18 protein-coding genes and 1 tRNA gene are annotated in these 19,782 nt (G+C 69.2%); 4 read left to right on the forward strand and 15 right to left on the reverse strand.

Annotated elements, in window-relative coordinates; all coding sequences use genetic code 11:
- Window positions 1–3: 3 nt before the first annotated feature.
- From ACVPT3_RS00975 to ACVPT3_RS01020, 10 genes are all read right to left on the reverse strand, one after another.
- On the reverse strand, window positions 4–186 hold the full coding sequence (locus tag ACVPT3_RS00975) for a hypothetical protein (RefSeq protein ID WP_492042372.1): 183 nt from the start codon (window positions 184–186) through the stop codon (window positions 4–6).
- A 72-nt stretch (window positions 187–258) separates the two neighbouring features.
- Window positions 259–594, reverse strand: coding sequence for a thioredoxin (gene trxA, locus ACVPT3_RS00980; RefSeq protein ID WP_008259544.1), 336 nt, complete (start codon window positions 592–594; stop codon window positions 259–261).
- 117 nt (window positions 595–711) lie between these two features.
- Window positions 712–4,146: a double-strand break repair helicase AddA gene (gene addA, locus ACVPT3_RS00985; RefSeq protein WP_492042373.1), complete on the reverse strand. Its 3,435-nt coding sequence runs from the start codon at window positions 4,144–4,146 to the stop codon at window positions 712–714.
- The gene (gene addB, locus ACVPT3_RS00990) at window positions 4,143–7,226 is read right to left on the reverse strand and encodes a double-strand break repair protein AddB (RefSeq protein WP_492042374.1); all 3,084 of its coding nucleotides are present in this window, start codon (window positions 7,224–7,226) and stop codon (window positions 4,143–4,145) included. Before addB ends, addA begins: the two co-directional genes overlap by 4 nt.
- Complete coding sequence (murU, locus tag ACVPT3_RS00995) at window positions 7,223–7,939, reverse strand: N-acetylmuramate alpha-1-phosphate uridylyltransferase MurU (RefSeq protein ID WP_492042375.1); 717 nt, start codon at window positions 7,937–7,939, stop codon at window positions 7,223–7,225. The genes addB and murU overlap by 4 nt, the downstream gene beginning before the upstream one ends.
- Complete coding sequence (amgK, locus tag ACVPT3_RS01000) at window positions 7,936–9,033, reverse strand: N-acetylmuramate/N-acetylglucosamine kinase AmgK (RefSeq protein WP_492042376.1); 1,098 nt, start codon at window positions 9,031–9,033, stop codon at window positions 7,936–7,938. Before amgK ends, murU begins: the two co-directional genes overlap by 4 nt.
- On the reverse strand, window positions 9,020–9,478 hold the full coding sequence (tsaE, locus tag ACVPT3_RS01005) for a tRNA (adenosine(37)-N6)-threonylcarbamoyltransferase complex ATPase subunit type 1 TsaE (RefSeq protein WP_492042377.1): 459 nt from the start codon (window positions 9,476–9,478) through the stop codon (window positions 9,020–9,022). Before tsaE ends, amgK begins: the two co-directional genes overlap by 14 nt.
- Complete coding sequence (locus ACVPT3_RS01010; protein ID WP_492042378.1) at window positions 9,475–10,329, reverse strand: GNAT family N-acetyltransferase; 855 nt, start codon at window positions 10,327–10,329, stop codon at window positions 9,475–9,477. Before ACVPT3_RS01010 ends, tsaE begins: the two co-directional genes overlap by 4 nt.
- A gap of 40 nt (window positions 10,330–10,369) precedes the next feature.
- Window positions 10,370–10,753 (reverse strand): type II toxin-antitoxin system VapC family toxin, encoded by a 384-nt coding sequence (locus tag ACVPT3_RS01015; protein WP_492042379.1) that lies wholly within the window; start codon window positions 10,751–10,753, stop codon window positions 10,370–10,372.
- Window positions 10,750–10,995 carry a type II toxin-antitoxin system Phd/YefM family antitoxin gene (locus tag ACVPT3_RS01020; RefSeq protein ID WP_492042380.1) on the reverse strand — a complete coding sequence of 82 codons (246 nt, stop codon included), beginning with the start codon at window positions 10,993–10,995 and terminating at the stop codon, window positions 10,750–10,752. Before ACVPT3_RS01020 ends, ACVPT3_RS01015 begins: the two co-directional genes overlap by 4 nt.
- 111 nt (window positions 10,996–11,106) lie before the next feature.
- Here ACVPT3_RS01020 and ACVPT3_RS01025 point away from each other — a divergent pair, with 111 nt between their 5' ends.
- On the forward strand, window positions 11,107–13,218 hold the full coding sequence (locus tag ACVPT3_RS01025; protein WP_492042381.1) for a S9 family peptidase: 2,112 nt from the start codon (window positions 11,107–11,109) through the stop codon (window positions 13,216–13,218).
- A gap of 75 nt (window positions 13,219–13,293) precedes the next feature.
- Here the strand turns inward: ACVPT3_RS01025 and ACVPT3_RS01030 are convergent, their stop codons facing one another.
- Complete coding sequence (locus ACVPT3_RS01030) at window positions 13,294–13,647, reverse strand: hypothetical protein (protein ID WP_492042382.1); 354 nt, start codon at window positions 13,645–13,647, stop codon at window positions 13,294–13,296.
- A 199-nt stretch (window positions 13,648–13,846) separates the two neighbouring features.
- On the opposite strand from ACVPT3_RS01030, the gene ACVPT3_RS01035 reads away from it, so the two are divergent.
- From ACVPT3_RS01035 to ACVPT3_RS01045, 3 genes are all read left to right on the forward strand, one after another.
- Window positions 13,847–15,883, forward strand: a complete 2,037-nt coding sequence (locus tag ACVPT3_RS01035) for an AsmA family protein (RefSeq protein ID WP_492042383.1) — start codon at window positions 13,847–13,849, stop codon at window positions 15,881–15,883.
- Window positions 15,884–15,946: 63 nt separating this feature from the next.
- Window positions 15,947–16,798: an alpha/beta hydrolase gene (locus ACVPT3_RS01040; RefSeq protein WP_492042384.1), complete on the forward strand. Its 852-nt coding sequence runs from the start codon at window positions 15,947–15,949 to the stop codon at window positions 16,796–16,798.
- Between the two features lie 224 nt (window positions 16,799–17,022).
- Window positions 17,023–17,193 carry a hypothetical protein gene (locus ACVPT3_RS01045; RefSeq protein ID WP_492042385.1) on the forward strand — a complete coding sequence of 57 codons (171 nt, stop codon included), beginning with the start codon at window positions 17,023–17,025 and terminating at the stop codon, window positions 17,191–17,193.
- 30 nt (window positions 17,194–17,223) lie between these two features.
- Here ACVPT3_RS01045 and ACVPT3_RS01050 read toward each other — a convergent pair.
- The 4 genes from ACVPT3_RS01050 to ACVPT3_RS01065 form a co-directional block, all read right to left on the reverse strand.
- Window positions 17,224–17,308 (reverse strand) — tRNA-Leu (locus ACVPT3_RS01050).
- Window positions 17,309–17,361: 53 nt separating this feature from the next.
- Window positions 17,362–18,150 (reverse strand): hypothetical protein, encoded by a 789-nt coding sequence (locus ACVPT3_RS01055; protein ID WP_492042386.1) that lies wholly within the window; start codon window positions 18,148–18,150, stop codon window positions 17,362–17,364.
- Window positions 18,147–18,683 carry a CcdC protein domain-containing protein gene (locus ACVPT3_RS01060; protein ID WP_492042387.1) on the reverse strand — a complete coding sequence of 179 codons (537 nt, stop codon included), beginning with the start codon at window positions 18,681–18,683 and terminating at the stop codon, window positions 18,147–18,149. Before ACVPT3_RS01060 ends, ACVPT3_RS01055 begins: the two co-directional genes overlap by 4 nt.
- Before the next feature lie 53 nt (window positions 18,684–18,736).
- A complete protein-coding gene (locus ACVPT3_RS01065; protein ID WP_492042388.1) occupies window positions 18,737–19,756 on the reverse strand; it encodes a fumarylacetoacetate hydrolase family protein in 1,020 nt (339 codons plus the stop codon).
- Window positions 19,757–19,782: the final 26 nt, after the last annotated feature.

The raw sequence follows: 19,782 nt of genomic DNA on the forward strand, positions 1-19,782 counted from the left end.
TGTCTACTTGCTCATCCAGGGCCGCGACTTGCCCGCCGCGATCCTGGCGTTCTGTTCGCGCTGGAAGCGCCCGCCGCGCGGGGCCTGGGGACGGGCGTTGAGCGCCGCCTTCTTCAGGCGCAGGGCGCGCTGGACGGGGGTTTCGCCGGGGTCGTCAGCCGGGATCGGGGTGTCTTCGTCGCTCATGAGATCATCCTAGCATGAAAAACGCCCGCCGGTCGGGACCGGCGGGCGCTTGATCTTCAACGGGGCGAAGGATCAGGCGTCGGCCTTGACGCCCGCCTCGGCCAGCCATTCGACGATCTTGCCCTTGGGCATGGCGCCGACCTTCATCGAGGTCATCTGGCCGTCCTTGAACAGCATCAGGGTGGGGATGCCCTTCACGCCCAGCTTGGACGGGGTCATGGGGCTGTCGTCAATATTGATCTTGGCCACGGTGACCTGACCGCCCAGTTCGTCGGCGATCTGTTCCAGCGCTGGGCCGATCTGTTTGCAGGGGCCGCACCATTCGGCCCAGAAGTCCACCAGAACGGGGGTGGAGGATTTCAGAACGTCGGCGTCGAAGCTTTCGTCCGTGACTTTTACAGTCGCCATCAATGGCTCCTTGGGGCGCGGTCGCCGGGCCCGCGGGGGCGAACGGCTTGAGCGCGTGTTGATGTTGGCCGGAGCGTCCGGGTTCGGTCGCAGATGTGGGAGCGAATCGCGGGCAATTCAACTGTCCGCCAACGCCGCGTCCAGCATCGCTTCCGGGATGGGCATCAGTTTGGGCCCGTCGGTCCAGACCAGGGCGGCCTCGACCGGGCGGTCGGGATAGAGGCGTTTCAGCACGGCGACATAGACGGCGGCCTGAAGCACATAGGCGGGATCGACCCGGTCGAGGGCGTCGGGGGCGGGGCGGTTGGTCTTGTAGTCGATGACCAGGACCCGGTCGGGTGTCACCACCAGCCGGTCGATGCGGCCGTTGATCGCCACGCTGGACGGGCCAGGCAGGGCGCCGGTCAGGGCGACCTCGGCGCGGGAGCCGGGGCCGAAGACGGGGGCGAAGCGGGCGTCGTCCAGCACCGAGAAGGCGGCGGCGATCATTTCGGCGCGCTGGGCTTCGTCCAGATCGGTCTCGCGCGCCAGCAGGCGCCGTGCGGCGTCGGGACGGTCGGCGGGCGCGATCTCGGGCAGGCGCTCCAGCAGCCGGTGGATCAGGTCGCCGCGCCGGAACCGGCCCAGGGCCGCGCCGCCGGCTGCGCTGCGCGCCAGGGGCGAGGGGGCGGGGATGCGGATCGAGCCCTCCATCCGCGACGGCGCCGCGAAGCGGGCGGCGGCGTCGGCGGGCGGCGGGGCGGCGGCCCAGGCGGGCAGGGCTGCGGTCGTGCGGTCTTGGGCGGTCGCGACGGGGCGGCGTTCGGGATCGACGCCGAAGCGGCGGACGCCGTTCTCGACCTCGCGCACCTGGTCGCCCGATTCAGCGGCGAGCCGGTCGAAGGTCTCTTCGATCACCGACCACCAGCTGCCGGGCTCGGCGCCCCGGCTGGAGGCGCGGCCCATGACGATGACCCGGTCGCGGGCGCGGGTCAGGGCGACATAGAGCAGACGCAGGGTCTCGTCGTCGGTGCGGGCCTGGCGCGCCGCGCGGGCGTCGGCCGAGGCGGGGCAGTCGTCCTTGGCCGAGCCGGGGGCCATCAGCCAGGCCTCGCCTTCACCTTCATCGGTGACAGCGGGCATCAGGGACGGGCCCTGGGCCTTCGCCTTCATGGTGGTGTCGGGCAGGATGACGATGGGCGCCTCCAGCCCCTTGGCGCCGTGGACGGTCATGACGCGGACCTCGCCGCGCGCCCCCTCCAGTTCGCGTTTCACCTCGACGTCGGCGGCCTCCAGCTGGGCCAGGCAGGTCTCCAGGTCTATGGCGCCGCGATTTTCGGCGGCCAGCACCTGGTTCAGGGTCTCGTCTATAGCCTCTTCCGCCTCGCGGCCCAGCCGGGCCAGGATGCGGGCGCGGCCGGATCGGCCCGTGTCATCCACCCGGTTCAGGGCCCGGGAGAAGAAGGCGAAGGGGTCGCCGCCGCGCGCGGATATGGCGGCCTGGAGCGTGTCGCGGGCGCGGGTCCATTCGGGGCGTTCGTGCGCCCGGTCGCGCAGGTCGCGCCACAGCTGGCCGGACTTGCGGTTCTCGCGGCCGGCGAGGGCGTAGAGGCCGTCCTCGTCCACGTCGCACAGGGGGCCGCGCAGCACCTCGGCCAGGGACAGGTCGTCGTCGGGGAAGAGGGCGAACCGGGCCAGGGCGATCAGGTCGTCGAAGACGATATGGCTGGACAGCTTCAGCCGGTCGGCCCCGGCGACGGGGACGCCCTCGGTCTTCAGAGCGCGGATGATCTCTTCGAAGGTGGCGTCGCGTCGGCGGACCAGGACGATGTAGTCGCCGTAGCCTGCGGGGCGGAGCTCGCGGGTGCGGCTGTCGAAGACGGCGAGGCCGCTTTCGACCTGGCGGCGGATTTCGCGGGCCAGGTCGCGGGCGAGGCGTTTGCGGGCGCTGCCGACGCTTTCCTGATCGACCGGGTCGTCCCAGGCGTCGGTCTCGGGCGCGGGCTCGTCGAGAAACAGGGGCCACAGGTCGACGGCCCCGCGCTGGCCGATGCGCGCGGGGATGTGGCGGGCGATGTCGCCCTGGGGGCCGGTCAGGGCGCGGGTGCGGTCGGGGTCGGCGAAGACGGCGTCGACGAAGGTCAGCACTTCTTCGGTCGAACGGTAGGAGGTGTTCAGCTCGGGCCCCGCGAAGGGTTCGCCGGCGCCCTCGGCCAGGGCCAGGAAGTCGGCCCGTTCCTGGCGCAGACGTTCCGGCCGGGCGCCCTGGAAGGAGTAGATCGACTGTTTCTCGTCGCCGACGGCGAAGACGGTGCGGCCTGACGTCTGGCCGGAATAGAACTCCCCGGTCAGGGCGCGGACGATGGCCCATTGCTCCGGCGCGGTGTCCTGGGCCTCGTCGATCAGGACGTGATCGACGCCGCCGTCCAGCTTGTACAGCACCCAGGCGGCGGCCCCGCTGCGAGTCAGAAGGGCGGCGGCGCGGGCGACCAGGTCGGGGAAGTCCAAGGCGCCGCGTTGGGCCTTGGCGGCCTCGTAGAAGGCGGCGTGGGCGCGGGCCAGGGTCAGGACCTTGATCGTGTCGTCGGCGATCCGCGCCTTGCGCAGGGCCTCGCGGGTGGCGAGGAATTGGGTTTGCAGATCGACCAGCCAGCCGACCGCCCCTTGCGGCGCCGACTTGGTGCCCATGCTCTTTCGCGGCTCGCCCGCCTGGGTGCAGAAGACTGCGGCCAGGGCCGCGAACCCGGCGTAGGGGGGCGCGGCCACGCTCATGGCGTCGGCGATCTTGCGGTCGTTGGTCGAGCCGGTCTCCATGGCCTCGGCCATGCGGTTCCATTCGGCGGGGTCGATCCAGGCGACGAAGTCGTGTTCCAGCTCTTCGGGACTGCGGCCCGTCTCGGCGCCGGTCAGGGCGTAAGGGTCGGGCGCGGTTCCAGCCTCGGCGCGGTCGATATAGTCCAGCAGATCGGCGCGCTTGGCCTCGATCATCGACAGCAGGGCCTGGAATCTCTGCCAGTCCAGTTCGACGGCGAAATGGCTGTAGGCCAGGCCGATGGGACCGTCCGGGGCGGCGACGGCGGCGCGGGCCAGGTCCTCGCGCGCGGAATGGCTGAGGGCGGTGGCGGCCTGGTCTTCCAGCACGGTGAAGCGGGGCGAGACCCCGGCCTCGAGCGGGAAGCGACGCAGCAGTTTTTCGCAGAAGGCGTGGATGGTCTGGATCTTCAGCCCGCCGGGCGTCTCCAGCGCGCGGGCGAACAGTTTGCGGGCGCGGGACAGCGCGGCGTGGTCCATCGCCTGCGGGTCGCCGTCGTCCAGCCGAGCCAGTTCACGCGAGAGGGCGGCGTCGTCCAGCACGGCCCAGCCGCCCAGCTGGTCGAACAGTCGGGCCTGCATCTCGGCGGCGGCGGCCTTGGTGTAGGTGACGCACAGGATGGCGCCCGGATCGACCTGGTCCAGCAGCAGCCGCGCCACCCGGTTGACCAGGGTGGTGGTCTTGCCTGAGCCGGCGTTGGCCGTGACGAAGACGGTCAGGCGCGGGTCGGCCGCAACGATCTGAGGGGAGGGTGAGGTCATTCGCCGTCGTCCACGTCGCCGATCACTGACCATTCCCAGACGCGGGCCAGATGGTCGTAGTTGCCGCCCTGGTTGCCCATGAACTGGGGCGCGGCCCAGGAAACATAGGGGGTGTTCTCGTCGTCGAAGCGGGCGATGCGGCGCTTCAGCCCGTCCAGCGCCGCCTGGGCCAGGTCGGCGGCTTCTGCGCCCGAGGCGCGGGTGATGACCTCGCCCGCCGTCTTGCGCCCGACCACGCGGACATAGGTCAGTTCGTCGGGCGTGACCGGGCCGTTGGTCCGCTCGAACCCCCCGTCGGCCAGGATGGCGGCGGTCAGGGTCAACTGGGGGGCGAAGCCGGACTTGACCTGTTTGGCGCTGGGGGCCGCGCCGGTCTTGAAGTCCATCACCGCCGCGCCGTCGGAGGCCAGTTCGATCCGGTCGGCGAAGGCCTTGACGGTGAAGGGGCCGACGGGGGCGTCGAAGGTCATGGTCCCCTGTTGCTCGACCAGGATGTCGATGCCCCGTGCGCGGCGGCGGCGCTCGAAATCGGTCAGCCAGCGGGCACAATTGCGGGCCAGGGGCGCCTCGCGGGCCATGGCCGCATCCTCGAACCCGCGCGCGCCCAGTTCGCGCAGCAGATGGTCGTGCAGGATGGTTTCGCAGTCGTCAGGCAGGTCGTCGGGCCAGTCCAGCGTCAGCCGTTCGATGGCGGCGTGGACGGCGTTGCCGCGCGCCAGGGCTTCAGCCGAGGCGCCGGGCCGTTCCATCGCCTCCAGCCCCAGCACCCACAGGGCGTAGATGGCGTAGGGGTCGCGCACCCAGCGCTCGATACGGGTGACATAGAGGCTGCGCGGACGGCGATGCACCGGCGGGCGCGGCTCGGGCCGTCTGGCGAAGCGCGGCGGGCCGGGCGGGGGCGCGTCCAGGGCGCGGGCCCAGTCGAGGACGGTGGTCGGGCGGGCGATGGAGACCGGCGTCTCGGCCGCATCGGCGCCGCGCGTCAGCATCTCCAGCCTCCACAGCCAGCGCGAACGCACGGCCGGCTGGCCGCCGCGCCGTTCGCTGTGGACCAGGATCACCTCGTCGGCGCAGGCGGCCTGGACAAAGTCCTGGGCCGTCTGGCCCAGGCGGCGTTCGGGCGGGGGCAGGCCTAGGGCCTTTCGCATCGGGCGCGACAGGAAGGGGTCGGTCGGGGCGGCCTGGGGCCAGACGCCTTCTTCCAGCCCGGCCAGGATCATCCGGTCGGCGCGGACCAGGCGGGCCTCGATGGCCCCCAGAATCCGCAGCGACGGATGTGTCGCCCCACCGGTGCGGACCACGGTCTCCTGCACCAGGGACGCGACCAGTTCCGCCAATTCGGCGCGGCGGATGCGGCCCAGGGAGGCCCCGCCCTCGATCAAGCCGGACAGAAGGCCGGCGGCGGCCTCGCCGTCGGGGCCGGCCCAGGCGTCCTGACCGGCAAGCGCTTCGATCAGCCGGGTCAGGGCCGAGGCGGCCGTGTTCAGATCGGCGTCGGGCGTGAAGAGGGCGGTCGCGGCTTCGACGGCGGTTTGCAGATGATCGACCAGGCGGGTGGCGGCCGACAGTCGGGTCTGTTTCCACTCGGGCGGGGCCTTGCCGCGCCGGTCGGGCTGGACCGCCTCCAGCAGGCGGCGGCGGATGGCGGCGAAGTCGCGGGGGCGGGGGCCGCGAAGGGCGTGTTCCTCCAGCGCGGCGACGGCGGCGGCCTGAGGGGAGTCGCCCAGCTCGAACCGGGCCAACGGGTGTTTGACGACGGCCAGCAGCAGATGGGGCTGGACCGGATCGGCGATCCAGCGGGCGCACAGATCGACCAGAGCGCCGGCGGGCAGACGCGACAGGGGCGCGCCGGCCGACGAATCCGGGATGACGCCCCAGCGTTCCAGCCGCGCGGCGACGCGGCGGCCCAGGGCCTGGTCGGGCGTGACCAGCGCGCAGGTCTTGCCCGTTCCATCAGGATTGGGCGTTTCCAGCGTTTCGCGCATCATCAGGGCGATGGCGGCGGCGGCCTCTTCCTCAGCGCGGACGGTGAGCAGGGACAGGCCCTGAAGCCCCTCGGCGATGGGGTCGCGCGCCTCGCCCCGCGCGGCGGCGGCCGAACGGATGTCGCGGATGGCGCGGCGCCAGTCGTCGGTGGCCTCGGCGGGGCGCAGGGCTTCGTTGACCAGGCGCTGGCGGGCCTGGCCACGGGCTAGGTGCGCGGGGAGCTGGGACGGGGCGAACCAGGGGCGGACATCGGCGCGGGCGACCTCGACCCGGTCCAGCAGTCGCTTCATCGCGCTTTGCGGATGTTGTTCGTCCAACTGGTCCCAGACCTGGGCGTCCAGATCGAGATCGAGGCCGGGCAGGACGACGCAGCCCAGGGGCGCTCTAGCCACGGCGCCCAGGACGTCGGCGGCTGCGGGGACGGTGCCGGTCGAACCGGCGGCGATGACAGCTTGCGCCGGAGGCGTGTGGTCCCACAGTTCGGCGAGGCGGCGCAGCAGGGTCGCGCGGCGCCAGGCGGGATCGACCAGGCCCAGTTCGACGAGGCGCTTCGGCCAGGCCTCGACCGCCAGCCCCAGGAATTCGGCCGAGCGTTCCCAGTGTTCGGCCATCTCGCCGTCGACCAGGGTCGCAATCCGTTCGGGGTTCTGGACCTCTTCCAGCTGGCAGGAATCGAGGAAGCCGCCCAGGGCGTCGGCCAGGTCCAGGGCGCGCATCGGCGTCAGACTGTCGTCGAACTGTTCGACGATCATCCGCGCCATCTCGAACCGGCGGGTCAGGGCGGGGATGGCGGGCGGCAGGTCCAGGCCGAGGGCGCCGGGGGTGAAGGGCGGCTCGTCCTCCTCCAGATCGCCCAGCGGCCGGACCTGGGGCAGCAGGATGGGGCGCCCCTGCGAGAGTTTCGACAGGGCGCCGGTGAAGGCGCGGGCGGCGCGGCGGTTGGGCAGAAGGATGGTGGCGTCGGACAGGGTCTCGGGCGGGAGATCGCCCAACCAGGCCAGGACGCCGGCGGCCAGGTCTTCGAGGAACGGCCGGTGGGCCGGGACGGCGTACCAGCGGGGGCTGGACGCCGTGAAAGGATCGAACGCGCTCACGCGTCTCCCGCCAGTTTCGCCTCGGCCTGATCCCGCGCCTGGGGATCGCCGACGTGCATCCAGTCGCCGTCCAGGACGCAGCCGTGCAGGCGACCCTCGGCGGCGGACTTGCGCCACAGGGGGCTGAGGGAGAAGGGACCGTCGGGGCCGGGGTCGGCATAGCCGGGGCGGGTGATGTGGACGCCCATATAGGCGAAGGGGGCGGACGGGGCGTCGCCACGGAAGGTCAGCGTCCCATCCTCCGCCAGGAAGAAATCGCCGTCGCCCTCGAAACCGATGGAGCCCTCGCGGCGGGCCAGCAGCAGGGCAGCGTCCATTGTGTCCGGGTTCCACAGGCGGATCAGATCGGTCAGGGCGTCGCCTCTGTCGATCCAGACGCTGTCGATATTGGCCACGAAGACGGGATCCTCGCCCAGCATGGGATGAGCCTTCTTCAGGCCGCCGCCGGTTTCCAGCAGTTCGGCGCGTTCGTCGGAGATGATGATCCGTGGGTCGCGTCCGCGCGCGGCCAGATGACCTTCCAGCCGGTCGGCGAACCAGTGGACGTTGACCACGGCGGTCTCGACCCCAGCGCCCGCCAATCGGTCCAGCACATGGTCGATCAGGGCGCGGCCCGCCACCTCGACCAGGGCCTTGGGCCGGTCGTCGGTGAGGGGACGCATCCGGGTGCCGAGGCCGGCGGCCAGGACCATCGCAGTCTTGGGAGCGGTCATGCGCGCACCTCGGCGGGGACATGGCGGTCGAACCAGCGGGCGACGGGCACCAGGGCCGGCTGGTCCAGATTGGCGTTCAGATGCCGCCACATGCGCGGCAGGAACTGGCGGTAGCGAGGCTTGCCGTCGCGGGCGATCAGCCGGGCGAAGATGCCGATGATCCGCGCCTCATTCAGGGCGGCCAGGCCTGAGTAGTCGGCCATGAAGGCGGCGCGGTCGACCTGGGGCCGCAGGGCGAAATAGCGGTCCAGGGCCTCGGCCTCCAGCGCCGGCGACACGTCGCGGCGGGCGTCCTGGAGCAGGGAGTGCAGGTCCCAGGAGGGGTGGGCGCGCACCGCGTCCTGGAAGTCGATCATGCCGACGCGGGCGGGACCGTCGCGCTCGGGCAGCCAGATCAGGTTCTCGGCGTGATAGTCGCGATGGGCCATGACCGAGGCCCCCGCTGCGCCCGAGGCGACCAGGGGCGCCCAGGCCTCGCGCCAGTCGGCGACGGCGGCGGCGTCGAAGGCGACGCGATCGTCGAGCCGAGGCAGCCATTCGACGAACAGGTCCGCCCCGCCCTGAAGCGCCGTCTCGTCATAGGTCAACAGGGGCCAGTCGCCGCCGGGGCCGTGCAGGGTCTGCGGTGGGGCGCCGGCCTCGTGCAGGGCGGCCAGGGCCTCGATAGCCGTCAAATACAGCGGCGCCTCGTCGGCGCCGTCCTCGATCACGCGGGCGAACAGCGCGTCGCCGAAATCCTCCAGCACCGCCAGGCCGTTCGGGGCGTCCAGCGCCGGGATTTCGGGGGCGGACAGGCCCAGCGACTTCAGATGGGCGGCGACGGCGGCGAAGGCCTCGATCCGGCCGGCGGACAGGCGGGCCACGGCGTTCCAGCCGGCGGCCTGGCGCTGCTGCGGCGTCCAAGCCGGATCGGCGGGCGGGCTTTCGGCGGCGGGCGCCTGGTCCATCAGCATCAGGCTGGCGCCGTCCGGCGTGGTCAGCCGCTCGTAGCGCCGCGTCGAGGCGTCGCCGGGCAGGGGCGCGCGCGCCGCCTCGGCCAGGCCGGCGCCCTTCAGGAAGTCGAGGCGAAGCTGTTCGCGGTCAGAAACGGACATGGTCGATCAGGTCTTCCCACCGGCCTGCGCCGGAAACGGTCGCAACACGGCCGTCGCCGTGTTCGGAAATTTCGATGACCAGCCGGTCCGGGCCCAGGAACCGCTCGGGCGTGTCGCCCAGACGCTCGGGCCATTCGATGATGGCGCAGCCCTCGTCCAGGGCGTCGTCCAGGCCGATCTCGAACGCTTCTTCCGGTCGGGTCAGGCGATAGAGGTCGAAATGGGCGACGGGCGGGTCGCTCTCGTAGAACTGAACCAGGGTGAAGGTCGGACTGGGCACGTCCTCGTCCGGCGTGGTCAGGGCGCGGATCAGGCCGCGCGCCAGGGTGGACTTGCCCATGCCCAGCGGCCCGTACAGCAGCAGGCTGTCACCCGCCGCCAGCAGGGGGGCGATAACCTGGCCCAGACGGGTCGTGGCCTCGGCGTCGGGAAGTTCGATCTTCATGGGAACACCGCGTCGGGATCGGCGGCCAGGGTGCGTTCGGTGAAATGTTTCAGGGCCACGGTGGCCTTTACGGCGTCCACGTCCAGGCGGTCGGGCGGGATCGGCAGACCGACTACGGCCCCGAAGGGTTTGCCCGCCTTGTTCAGCAGTTCGTGGAACAGGGTCACGTCGCGCAGTTCCTGCGAGACCTTGTCGAACAGGTGGAACAGCCGGCTGTAGGGGCCGGTCACGTGCATGGGAATGACCGGAGCGCCGTATTTGCGCGCCAGGGAGGCGGCGGTCGCCGCCCATTCGGGATCGGTCAGGACGCCGTTCTGCTCCCGGGCCAGACGGCCGGCGGGGAACATGACGACGCAGCGTTCGGCCTCGAAGGCCTCCTTGGCGGCGTTCAGGGTGGCGCGGGTCTTTTCGCGGGTGCGCTTGTCGTGGACCCATTCGACCGGGATGACCGTCTCGGCCAGGCGCGGCGAGACGCGCAGGGCGTCGGCGTTGGCGAAGAAGATGGCGTCGGGGCGACGCCGGCGGACGGCGTCATAGACCGCGACCCCGTCGGCGATGCCGGTGGGATGATTGGCGACGACGACGCACCGGCCGGTCGCGGGCAGGCGGTCCAGATGGGTGGTGGAGACCTTCAGGCTGAGCAGGTCCGAGACATAGTCCAGCGTTTCGGCCCCCGACCGGCCTTGGATGGCGTCGGCCATGCGCACCGCAGCCTTGTAGTTCAGCACGGAATACAGACCCGGCCGCACCGCTGGCCACCAGGGCGAGGCAGTCAGACGCGGGGCGCGTTCGGCGATGAGGACATCGACGATATGGGGCGGGCGGCGGACGGGAAGGGCGGCGGAATTCATGGACGACCGCTTGTCGCCGGTTCGGCGAAAGGGAGCAAGCCTACCAGAGGCGGGCCACGCCGAAGCTGTCGAACACCTGTTCATTGGAGACGAGCGTCAGGTTGTTGATCAGGCCCTGCGCGATCAGCAGTCGGTCGAACGGGTCGCGGTGCTCGCCCGCCATTCGCCCGGCCAGGCTTGCTTCCTGCCAGCTCACGGGCAGTTCAGCGAAGGCCTCGTTTTGCATGACTTGAACAAAGTGCTCGGCCAGAACTTGGCCGTTCGGAAGTTTGCCGATGCGGTATTTGATGGCGATCTCGATAGCAGAGACGCCGCTTATGAAGACGGTTTCAGCATTTCGGATCGCATGGCGCGCCGTCTGCGACAGCCGTTCGTTGTCCCAAACCCACCACATCAAGGCATGGGTATCGAGCAGGATGTTCAATCGCCGCGCCCCTCCCAGAGGCGAAGTTCGTCTTCGGGGAGCGGGTCGAAGAAGCTGTCGTCAAACCCCCCGATGCCCTTCAGCCGACCCGGCTTGCGTTCAGGCTTCACGGCCGGCTCGAAGGGCACAATCCGTACTGCGGGCTTGTCGCCGCGCGCAATGACGACTTCTTCTCCGCGTTCGGCGGCGGCGATCAGTTTGGAGAGATGGGTCTTGGCGTGGTGGACGGTGACAGTGGTCATGTCGCGCTCCTTGGTCCAAGCAACTTAGCTAACTTCTGACCTGTCAGCAACTTTCGCCCGGCGAACGGTGGTGCTACGCCTCGCCGCTGCGAGTTTTGCGAGGAATGCCCCATGCGCCACCGTTCTCTCCTGTCCGCCGCCTGCGCGGCGGTTGCTCTGATGAGCGCCGCTCCGGCCCTGGCCCAGGTTCCGCCCGCGCCGGTTCCGGCTGCGCCCGCGACGCCCGACGCCTTCACCTACCGCGACATGATCACCGCCAACCGGCTGGGCGATCCGCAGGTGTCGCCGGACGGTCACTACGTCGTCTATTCGGTGACGACGACGGACGTGGAGGCGAACCGCCGCGCCGGCAGCCTGTGGATCCTGGACCTGAACACGCCGGACGTGGCGCCGCGCCGTCTGGCCATTTCGGACCAGGGCGCCAACACAGCCCGCTGGGGCGGGGACGGCAATCTGTATTTCCTGTCGGGCAAGTCGGGCGCGAGCCAGGTCTGGCGGGTGGCGTCTCCGACGGCGACGCCGGTGCAGGTGACCAATCTGCCGCTGGACGTGAACGCCTATCGGATCAGCCCGAGCGGCGACAAGGTGGCGGTGTCGCTGGCCGTCTATCCGGATGCGGTCGACCTGAACGCCTCGGTCGAGATGGGCAAGGCCGTGGCCGAGCGGAAAACGACCGGCCAGGTCTATGACCGGATGTTCGTGCGCCACTGGGATACGTGGAACGACCACACCCAGAACCATCTGTTCGTCCAGTCCATTGGCCGTAACGGCCAGGCGACCGGTTCCCCTGTCTGGGTGACCAAGGGCTTCGACGGCGACACCCCGTCCAAGCCGTTCGGCGACGAAAGCGACTTCGTCTTTACTCCCGCCGGCGACGCGGTCGTCTTCTCGGCGCGCCTGGCCGGCAAGACCGAGCCGTGGAGCACCAATTTCGACCTGTGGCGGACCAACGGCCTGACGGGCGACGGGACCTTCACCAATCTGACGTCGGACAATCCGGCCTGGGACGCGGGTCCGGTGTTTTCGCCGGACGGCCGGACCCTGGCCTATCGCGCCATGGCGCGGCCCGGTTTTGAGGCCGATCGCTATCAGATCGTGCTGATGGATGTGCAATCGGGCCAGAAGCGCGAGATCGCGTCGAACTGGGACCGTTCGGCCGACACCCTGCAATGGTCGCGCGACGGCCAGACCCTGTACACGACCGCCGGCGACGTGGGTTCGACCAAGCTGTTCGCCGTGGATACGCGCAACGGCGTCGTCACCCCGGTCACCGGCTCTGGCCATGTCTCGGCATTCCAGCAGACGCCGTCTGGTTTCGTCTTCGCCCAGGACAGTCTGAAATCGCCCAGCGATCTGTATTTCAAGACCTATCTGGGGCGTGAAATGCCCCGTCGCCTGACCGTGGCCAATCCGGCCCTGGAGGCCAAGGCCTTCGGCGAATACGAGCAGTTCAGCTTCCCCGGATGGAACAACGAGACCGTGCACGGCTATGTCATCAAGCCGGTCGGCTATGAGGAAGGGAAGAAATACCCGGTCGCCTTCCTGATCCACGGCGGGCCCCAGGGGTCGTTCGGCGACGGCTGGTCCTATCGCTGGAACCCCGAGACCTACGCTGGGGCGGGCTATGCGGTGGTGATGATCGATTTCCATGGCTCGACCGGCTATGGTCAGGCCTTCACCGACGCGATCAGCCAGCACTGGGGCGATCGGCCGTTGGAGGATCTGCAGAAGGGCTGGGCCGCAGCGCAGCAGAAGTATGATTTCCTGGACGGCGACAACGCCTGCGCCCTCGGGGCGTCCTACGGCGGCTATATGATCAACTGGATCGCCGGAAATTGGTCCAATGAATTCAAGTGCTTGGTCAACCACGACGGCGTCTTCGACACCTTCGGCATGGGTTATTCGACCGAGGAGCTGTGGTTCACCGAGTGGGAATACGGCGGCACGCCGTGGGACAAGCCGGAGGGCTATCAGAAGTTCAACCCGGCCAACCATGTCGAGAACTGGAAGACACCGATGCTGGTGGTGCAGGGCGACCTGGACTTCCGCATCCCGACGGCCCAGGGCCTGTCCACCTATACGGCGCTGCAACGCCGGGGCATCGACAGCCGCCTGATTGTCTTCCCGAACGAGAACCACTGGGTGCTGAAGCCGGCCAACAGCCTGCAATGGCACAATGAGGTGTTCGGCTGGCTGAACAAATACCTGACCCCGGCCCAGTAAGTCGGGTCATCTCCAGAACGAAAGAGGGGCGCAGCCGCAAGGCCGCGCCCCTTTTTCACTGCGTCGCCTCAGGCGTCAGAGCGAGGCGCGGGTCTGGGTCATGGAGACCAGCCGGTCGTACTGCCGCTCGGTCATGCAGCGCGGGGCGGCCCAGCCCTGGCCGGCCTGGCGGGCTTCCACCGCCTCCTGAGCGGTGACGAAGACCGGGGGGGCGCCGAATTCGCGTTGATAGGCGCGGCGGGTGGCGGCGTCTGTGGCGCAGACCATCACGGACTGAAGCTTGGCCGGTCGGGCCGTCGGCGCGGGTGCAGACTGAGTGCGCCCAGACTGGGTGCGCTCAGACGGGCTACGCTCAGACTGGGCCAGGCCGGGGGTGGCGACCGCGGCCAGAGCGGCGGCGATCAGGACGGGCGTTACGAAACGGGTCATCGGGCATCCTCCTTTGGCCTGAATTAAGATCAGGGCTCTGATGAAATATGCGCCGATTTTCGGCCTTGTAAAGTTTTTACGACAACTGAGCTTAGTTCGGATTATAAATCTTCTCTGACCCGAATGGCCGCTTCGTCCCGTGGCGCCAAACCCGGCCTGGTGCGTTTGTCCAGCTGTTAGAGCCGACGACTGGGCCAAAATGCTGAAATGGAACGAATTCTGGTCGAAGCTGCGCCTTCGTGGCATGGCGCCGGTGGTCGCGCATGCGCGCGAACTTCGCGATTGGGTCCGGGCGAACGATCCTGTCTACGCCGCCGTTCGCCGCCCCGGCCGAACTGAGGCCTGGGCGGGCGGGATCGGCCTGATGCTGATCGGGCTCGTGGCGCTGGCTCTGGTTCTGTTCGACTGGAACATGCTGCGCGGGCCCATAGGACGATGGGCGTCGGCCGAATATGATCGCGAGATCGCGCTTCGCGGCGATCTGGACGTCCATCTGTTTAGCTGGACTCCTTCGGTGGTGGTGCGCGGGCTGAGGATCGGCGGCCCCGACTGGGCGAGAGACCGCGACACGGCCGATGTCGCGGAAATCCGCGCATCTGTGCGGCTGCGCAAGTTGTTCGCCGGTCAGATCGAGATGCCGCTGCTCAGTTTCACCCGCCCTGAGGTCGTGTTGATCGCGACGGAGGACGGCCGCAAGAGCTGGGAGCTGACCCCCGACAAACCCGACACCGGCGAGGGCGTGAAACTGCCGGTCATCCAGCAACTGGTCATCACAGACGGCCGTCTGAGCTTCGATGAACGGCGTCGCGACCTCAAGCTGGAAGCCGCCGTCGATGCGCGCGAGGGTGCGGACGGGGCGGCCGGCTTCGTGCTGGAAGGCCAGGGCACGGTCAACGGCTCGCCCCTGACCTTGAAGGTCCAGGGCGGTCCCTTCATCAATATCCGCCGCAATCGGCCCTATCAGTTCGAGGCCGAGGTCAGCGGGGCCGGCTCCCGCCTGAAGGCCAAGGGCGCCATTACCCGGCCGTTCGATCTGGGCCGGTTTGACGCCGCCCTGACCCTGGAGGGCCGCGATCTGTCGGACCTCTATCTGCTGACGGGCGTCACCCTGCCCAATACCCCGCCCTATCGGCTGTCCGGGGCCCTGAACCGAGACGACAGCGTCTGGAACTTCGAGGGATTCAAGGGCCGTGTCGGCGCCTCGGACCTGTCGGGCGATGTGCGGGTCGACGCCGCCGACCGGCTGAGAGTCGACGCCCGTCTGGCTTCGCGCCGGCTCGACATCGACGACCTCGCCGCCGTCCTGGGCGCCCGGACCGTCACGAATGCGGGGGGGACCGATACGGAGGCGCCCGTGGCCACCGGCGGCAAACTCTTGCCCGACGCCCCGCTGCAGACCGAGCGGCTGCGGACCATGGACGGGAGCCTGACCTATCGCGCCGCCTCGGTGAAGGCGAACGATCTGGACGTGCGGGCGGTGAACCTGGGCGCGGATCTGAAGGACGGAATCCTGAACCTCGACCCCGTCAGCTTCAATTTCAACCGAGGCGAGCTGAACGGGACGGCGCGGATCAATGCGACGCAGGACATGCCCTACAGCACGGTCGATTTCCGCCTCGCCGGCTATCCGCTGGAATCGATCATTCCCGCCCGCAACGGTTCTGCGCCTCTGACCGGCCGCGCCCTGGGGCGCGCGAAGCTGGAGGGGCCGGGCGCCTCGATCCACGATTTTGCGGCCGCCTCCAAGGGATCGCTCAGCCTGGTCGTGCCCGACGGCAGGATGCGGGCGGCCTTCGCCGAGCTTCTGGGCATCAACGCCAGCGCCGGCCTGTTGAAACTGCTGAGCGGCGACCAGTCGACGGCTCAAATTCGTTGCGCCGTGGCCGATTTCGACGTGCGCGGCGGCACGGCCGCCGCCAAGACCCTGATCATCGACACAGACGTCGTCCTCGCCCAGGGCGCGGGCTCGATCGACCTGGGGCAGGAGAGCCTCAATCTGCGGATCGACGGTGAATCCAAGAAGCCGCGGCTGTTGCGGATCTGGGCCCCGATCACTGTCCAGGGCGCGCTCACGGCGCCGCGCGTCGGCGTCGATGTCGGCGCAATCGCGGGACAGGGCGGGCTTGCCGGACTGCTCGGCGCGGTGGCGGCGCCGGTCACCGCCCTGTTCGCCTTCGTTGATCCGGGCCTCGCCGAGGACGCCAACTGTGGTCGGTTGATCGCCAACGCCCGATAAATCGACTCCGGGCTTGAGCCAGATCGCGTCCGTGGGCGTATTGCAGGTCATGGATTGTATCGCATGACACGCCGGGGTCTTCTGGAGCCCGCCCTGGGATTTATCGCCGCCGCCTGTTCGCCGCTGAGCCTGCTCAACAGCCTCGGCCCCAGGGATTCCGGGGCTCGCCGCGTGGTGCGCGACCTCGCTTATGGCGAGAATCCGCGTCAGCGGATGGACCTCTATGCGCCCACAGCGCCGGGACCCCATCCGGTGCTGGTCTTCTTCTATGGCGGCGGTTGGGATTCGGGGTCGCGAGATCTGTACGGCTGGGCGGCCCAGGCTCTCTCGGCCCAGGGGTTTGTCGTGGCCCTGCCGGATTACCGGCTCGTGCCCCAGGTGCTGTTTCCAGCCTTCATCGAGGACGCCGCCGCCGCCACGGCCAAGGCGGCCGATGTCTGCGCCGTCCATGACGGGGATCCGGGCCGGCTGGGCGTGCTGGGCCATTCAGCCGGCGCGCATCTGGCCATGATGATCGCCCTGGATCGGCGCTACATGGCGGCCGTCGAGCGGCCCGGCCTGATCAAGGCGGCCGCAGGCCTGGCGGGACCCTACGATTTCCTGCCGCTCGACGTCGGGGCGGCGCGCAACGCCTTCGGTCGGGCGGCGGACCCGACCCTGACCCAGCCCGTCGCCTTCGTCCGTTCCGATGCGCCGCCCATCTGGCTGGGCCACGGGACGGACGACGTCGTGGTCCATGCCGAGGACACGACCATTCTGGATGCGCGGATGAAGGCCGTGGGCGGGCGCTCGGAAGCCAAACTCTATCCCGGGCTGGACCACGCCGACCTTGTGGCGACCTTCTCGCCGCTGTTTCGCAAGAAGGCCACGGTCCTTGCCGATGTGGCGGGTTTCTTCCACAGCGTTTTGGGCTGACCGACCCGCCGTTAACGATCGTTAGGTCACTAAGGGGTTTCCAAGACTGCGACTTAGTGCCAATAACGAGCCCGGTCGGATTCAGTTCGTACCGATCACCACGGCCCGCCCCGAACCTCCGTTGGCTCCGACGCGATCTCGCGCCGAACCTCCTTGGCTGCGGGACGGGCCGTGCTCCGTTCGTCCATCGGAGAACCCACGCCTTTGTCCGGCGTTAGCGGTCTATGGACAACGACGACCTTCCCGACATGCCGCCGATCGAAGTCGATCACCGCAACCCCGATGAAGAGGTCGCGCAGCGGGGCGTTCGCCTTATCGCGGGGGGAATCGCGGCGGCCGCTGTGGTGATGCTCGGCCTGATCGCCCTGTATCTGTGGTGGAGCCCGGCGGCCTGATCAGGCCAGAGGCGGTCAAACCAGGCGGGATGGTGCGGGCGGCCGGGGTCGAACCGGCACTCCTCTCGGAACTGGATTTTGAGTCCAGCGCGTCTACCAATTCCACCACGCCCGCAGCGGAAGGACCGCCTCATGCCACAGACGGGCAAGGCGGGTCCAGAGGCGTCTTCATTGCATGATGAAGTTCACGCGAAACGCCATCATGCGCGGCGCTGTAGGTTGGTCGCCATCATAGGCGACGGTGGCGTCGCCGGCGGCCTTTAGCACTGCCTCGCCGAACCGGCCATCACCCGGATGCTCGGTCTCGATCACGCAGTCGCGCAGCCTTCCGTCCGGTTGGGCGACACAGGTCGTGACAGCGAAGCCTTCCGAGTAGCGGCTCTGGAACGGATAGCGCGGGCGAATCCGGCGATCCCAGCGCATGCCGACCTGGAGACCGTCTTCGGCGATGGCGTCCAGTTCCTGGTCACGCGGATCTTCCAGCGGGCGGTTGCAGGCGGTCAAGGTCTCGTCGATGGCGGAGCCTGAAGCCGGGAGGTTCAGATCGTAGCGCAGGTTGCGTCCCTCGCCGGCGCCATCCGGCACGACGATCTGAAGACGGCCGCCCTGACGCAACTCGCGAGCGAAGGGGGCAGGAAAATCGGCCACCGCGCCCGCCCGATCGGTCGTGACGTTCCAACGCCACTCCGAGGCTTCTTCGTCGCGGAAGGTGATCTGCAAGGGTCGAGTCTTGGTCCGGCGGGTCACCTCCGGCAGGCCGTATATCAGCGCCGAATAGCCCGAGCCCACGCAGCGGGTAGCGATGGACAGGCCCGTCGTCGTGGTCACATAGGCGACCGTGCTCTTTTTCCTGGCGTCCTTGGCCAGGTCCCAGTCTTCTCCCGTTGCCGCAGCATCCTGTGCGACGGCAGGGCTGGTCGCCAGCACCAGGGTCAGAGCCGTCAATGCCCGTTTCACGCAGCGACCTCCACATGCGGGTCCACACCACCGGCCAGAACGCGCTTGGCGCGGATGTACATCTCAACGCGCTGAAGGACGATCAGTCCCATGGCGAAGACCAGGAAGGCGTCGGTGACGGCCATGGCGTTCAGATGCCATTCGGCGGCGTGGGCTTCGATCAGGTCGCGCAGGCCGGCGCGGCCCGCGAACAGCACGATCAACAGGATCAGACCCAGTGGCGAGGCCTGTGCCATCAGGGAGCCGTCCGGCTCCTTTTCGATGGTGACGGTCTTGCCGCGATACCAGCCGGCGAGGCCGCCCAAGACGGCGCCCAGGGCCAGAACGGCCCAGGCGTCGGGGCCGAACGGGGCGTGGACGGCGCGCGGGCTGTAGCTCGAACCCCAGATGCCAAGCCCGATAAGGGGCACGACGATGGCGGGCATGATCCAGAGGAACTGAGGCCTCAGCACCCGCTTGCGCCGGTTCTTCAGAAGGACCAGGACTAACACGGCCGGGAAGACCAGCAGCGGTATGAGCTTCTCGGGCGACATGGCGATCCTCCGGCGCCTCCCCCCGGAGACTGATCGCGATCAGCCTAGCGCCGTCAGGCCTCGCTTGGAAGCGGGGCGACGGTCTGTTCGATGGCGCCGAAGATCGAGTGGTGATGCGCGTCCAGCATCTCGATTCGAACCGTGTCGCCATAGGCCAGGAAGGGGGTTTCGGGGGCGCCGCGCAGGATCGTTTCGACCGTGCGGACCTCGGCGATGCAGGAATAGCCCAGGCCGCCTTCGGCGACCGGCTTGCCGGGGCCGCCGTCGGCGTCGCGGTTCGACACAGTGCCCGAACCGATGATCGTCCCGGCCGACAGGGACCGGGTCTTGGCCAGGTGGGCGATCAGGGTTCCGAAGTCGAAGGTCATGTCCACGCCGGCGTCGGCCTTGCCAAAGTCGGCGCCGTTCAGCTGGACGGTCAGTTGGCCGTGCAGCTTGCCGTCTTTCCAGCGGTCGCCCAGGGCCTCCGGCGTGACAAAGACGGGGGACAGGGCGCTGGCGGGTTTGGACTGGACGAAGCCGAACCCCTTGGCCAGTTCGGCCGGGATCAGGTTGCGCAGGGAGACGTCGTTGACCAGGCCGACCAGGCGGACGGCGGCCAGGGCCTCGTCACGCGTCGCACCCTGGGGCACTTCGCCGACGACCACGACGATCTCGGCCTCGAGGTCGCAGCCCCAGGCGGGGTCGGCCAGCGGGATGGGATCGCGGGGCGCCAGGAAGCCGTCGGAGCCGCCCTGGTACATCAGCGGATCGGTCCAGAAGCTGGCGGGCATCTCGGCGCCGCGCGCGCGGCGCACCAGCTCGACATGGTTCACATAGGCGGAGCCGTCGGCCCACTGATAGGCGCGGGGCAGGGGAGAGGCGGCGTCGCGTTCGTGGAAGCGGCCACGCGGCACGGCCTCGTGCTCGAGGCTCTCGGCCAGGGCCAGAAGCCGGGGACCGCAGCGGTCCCAGTCGTCCAGGGCGGCCTGGAGGGTGGGGGCGATCAGGAAGGCGTCGGTGAACCAGTGCAGGTCCTGCGAGACGACCACGAGGCGGCCGTCGCGGCCGTGCTTGAGCGAGGCGAGTTTCATGCCCAAGGCCTAGACCGAATTCGCGG

Source organism: Brevundimonas sp. FV1ps31S (assembly GCF_058681265.1).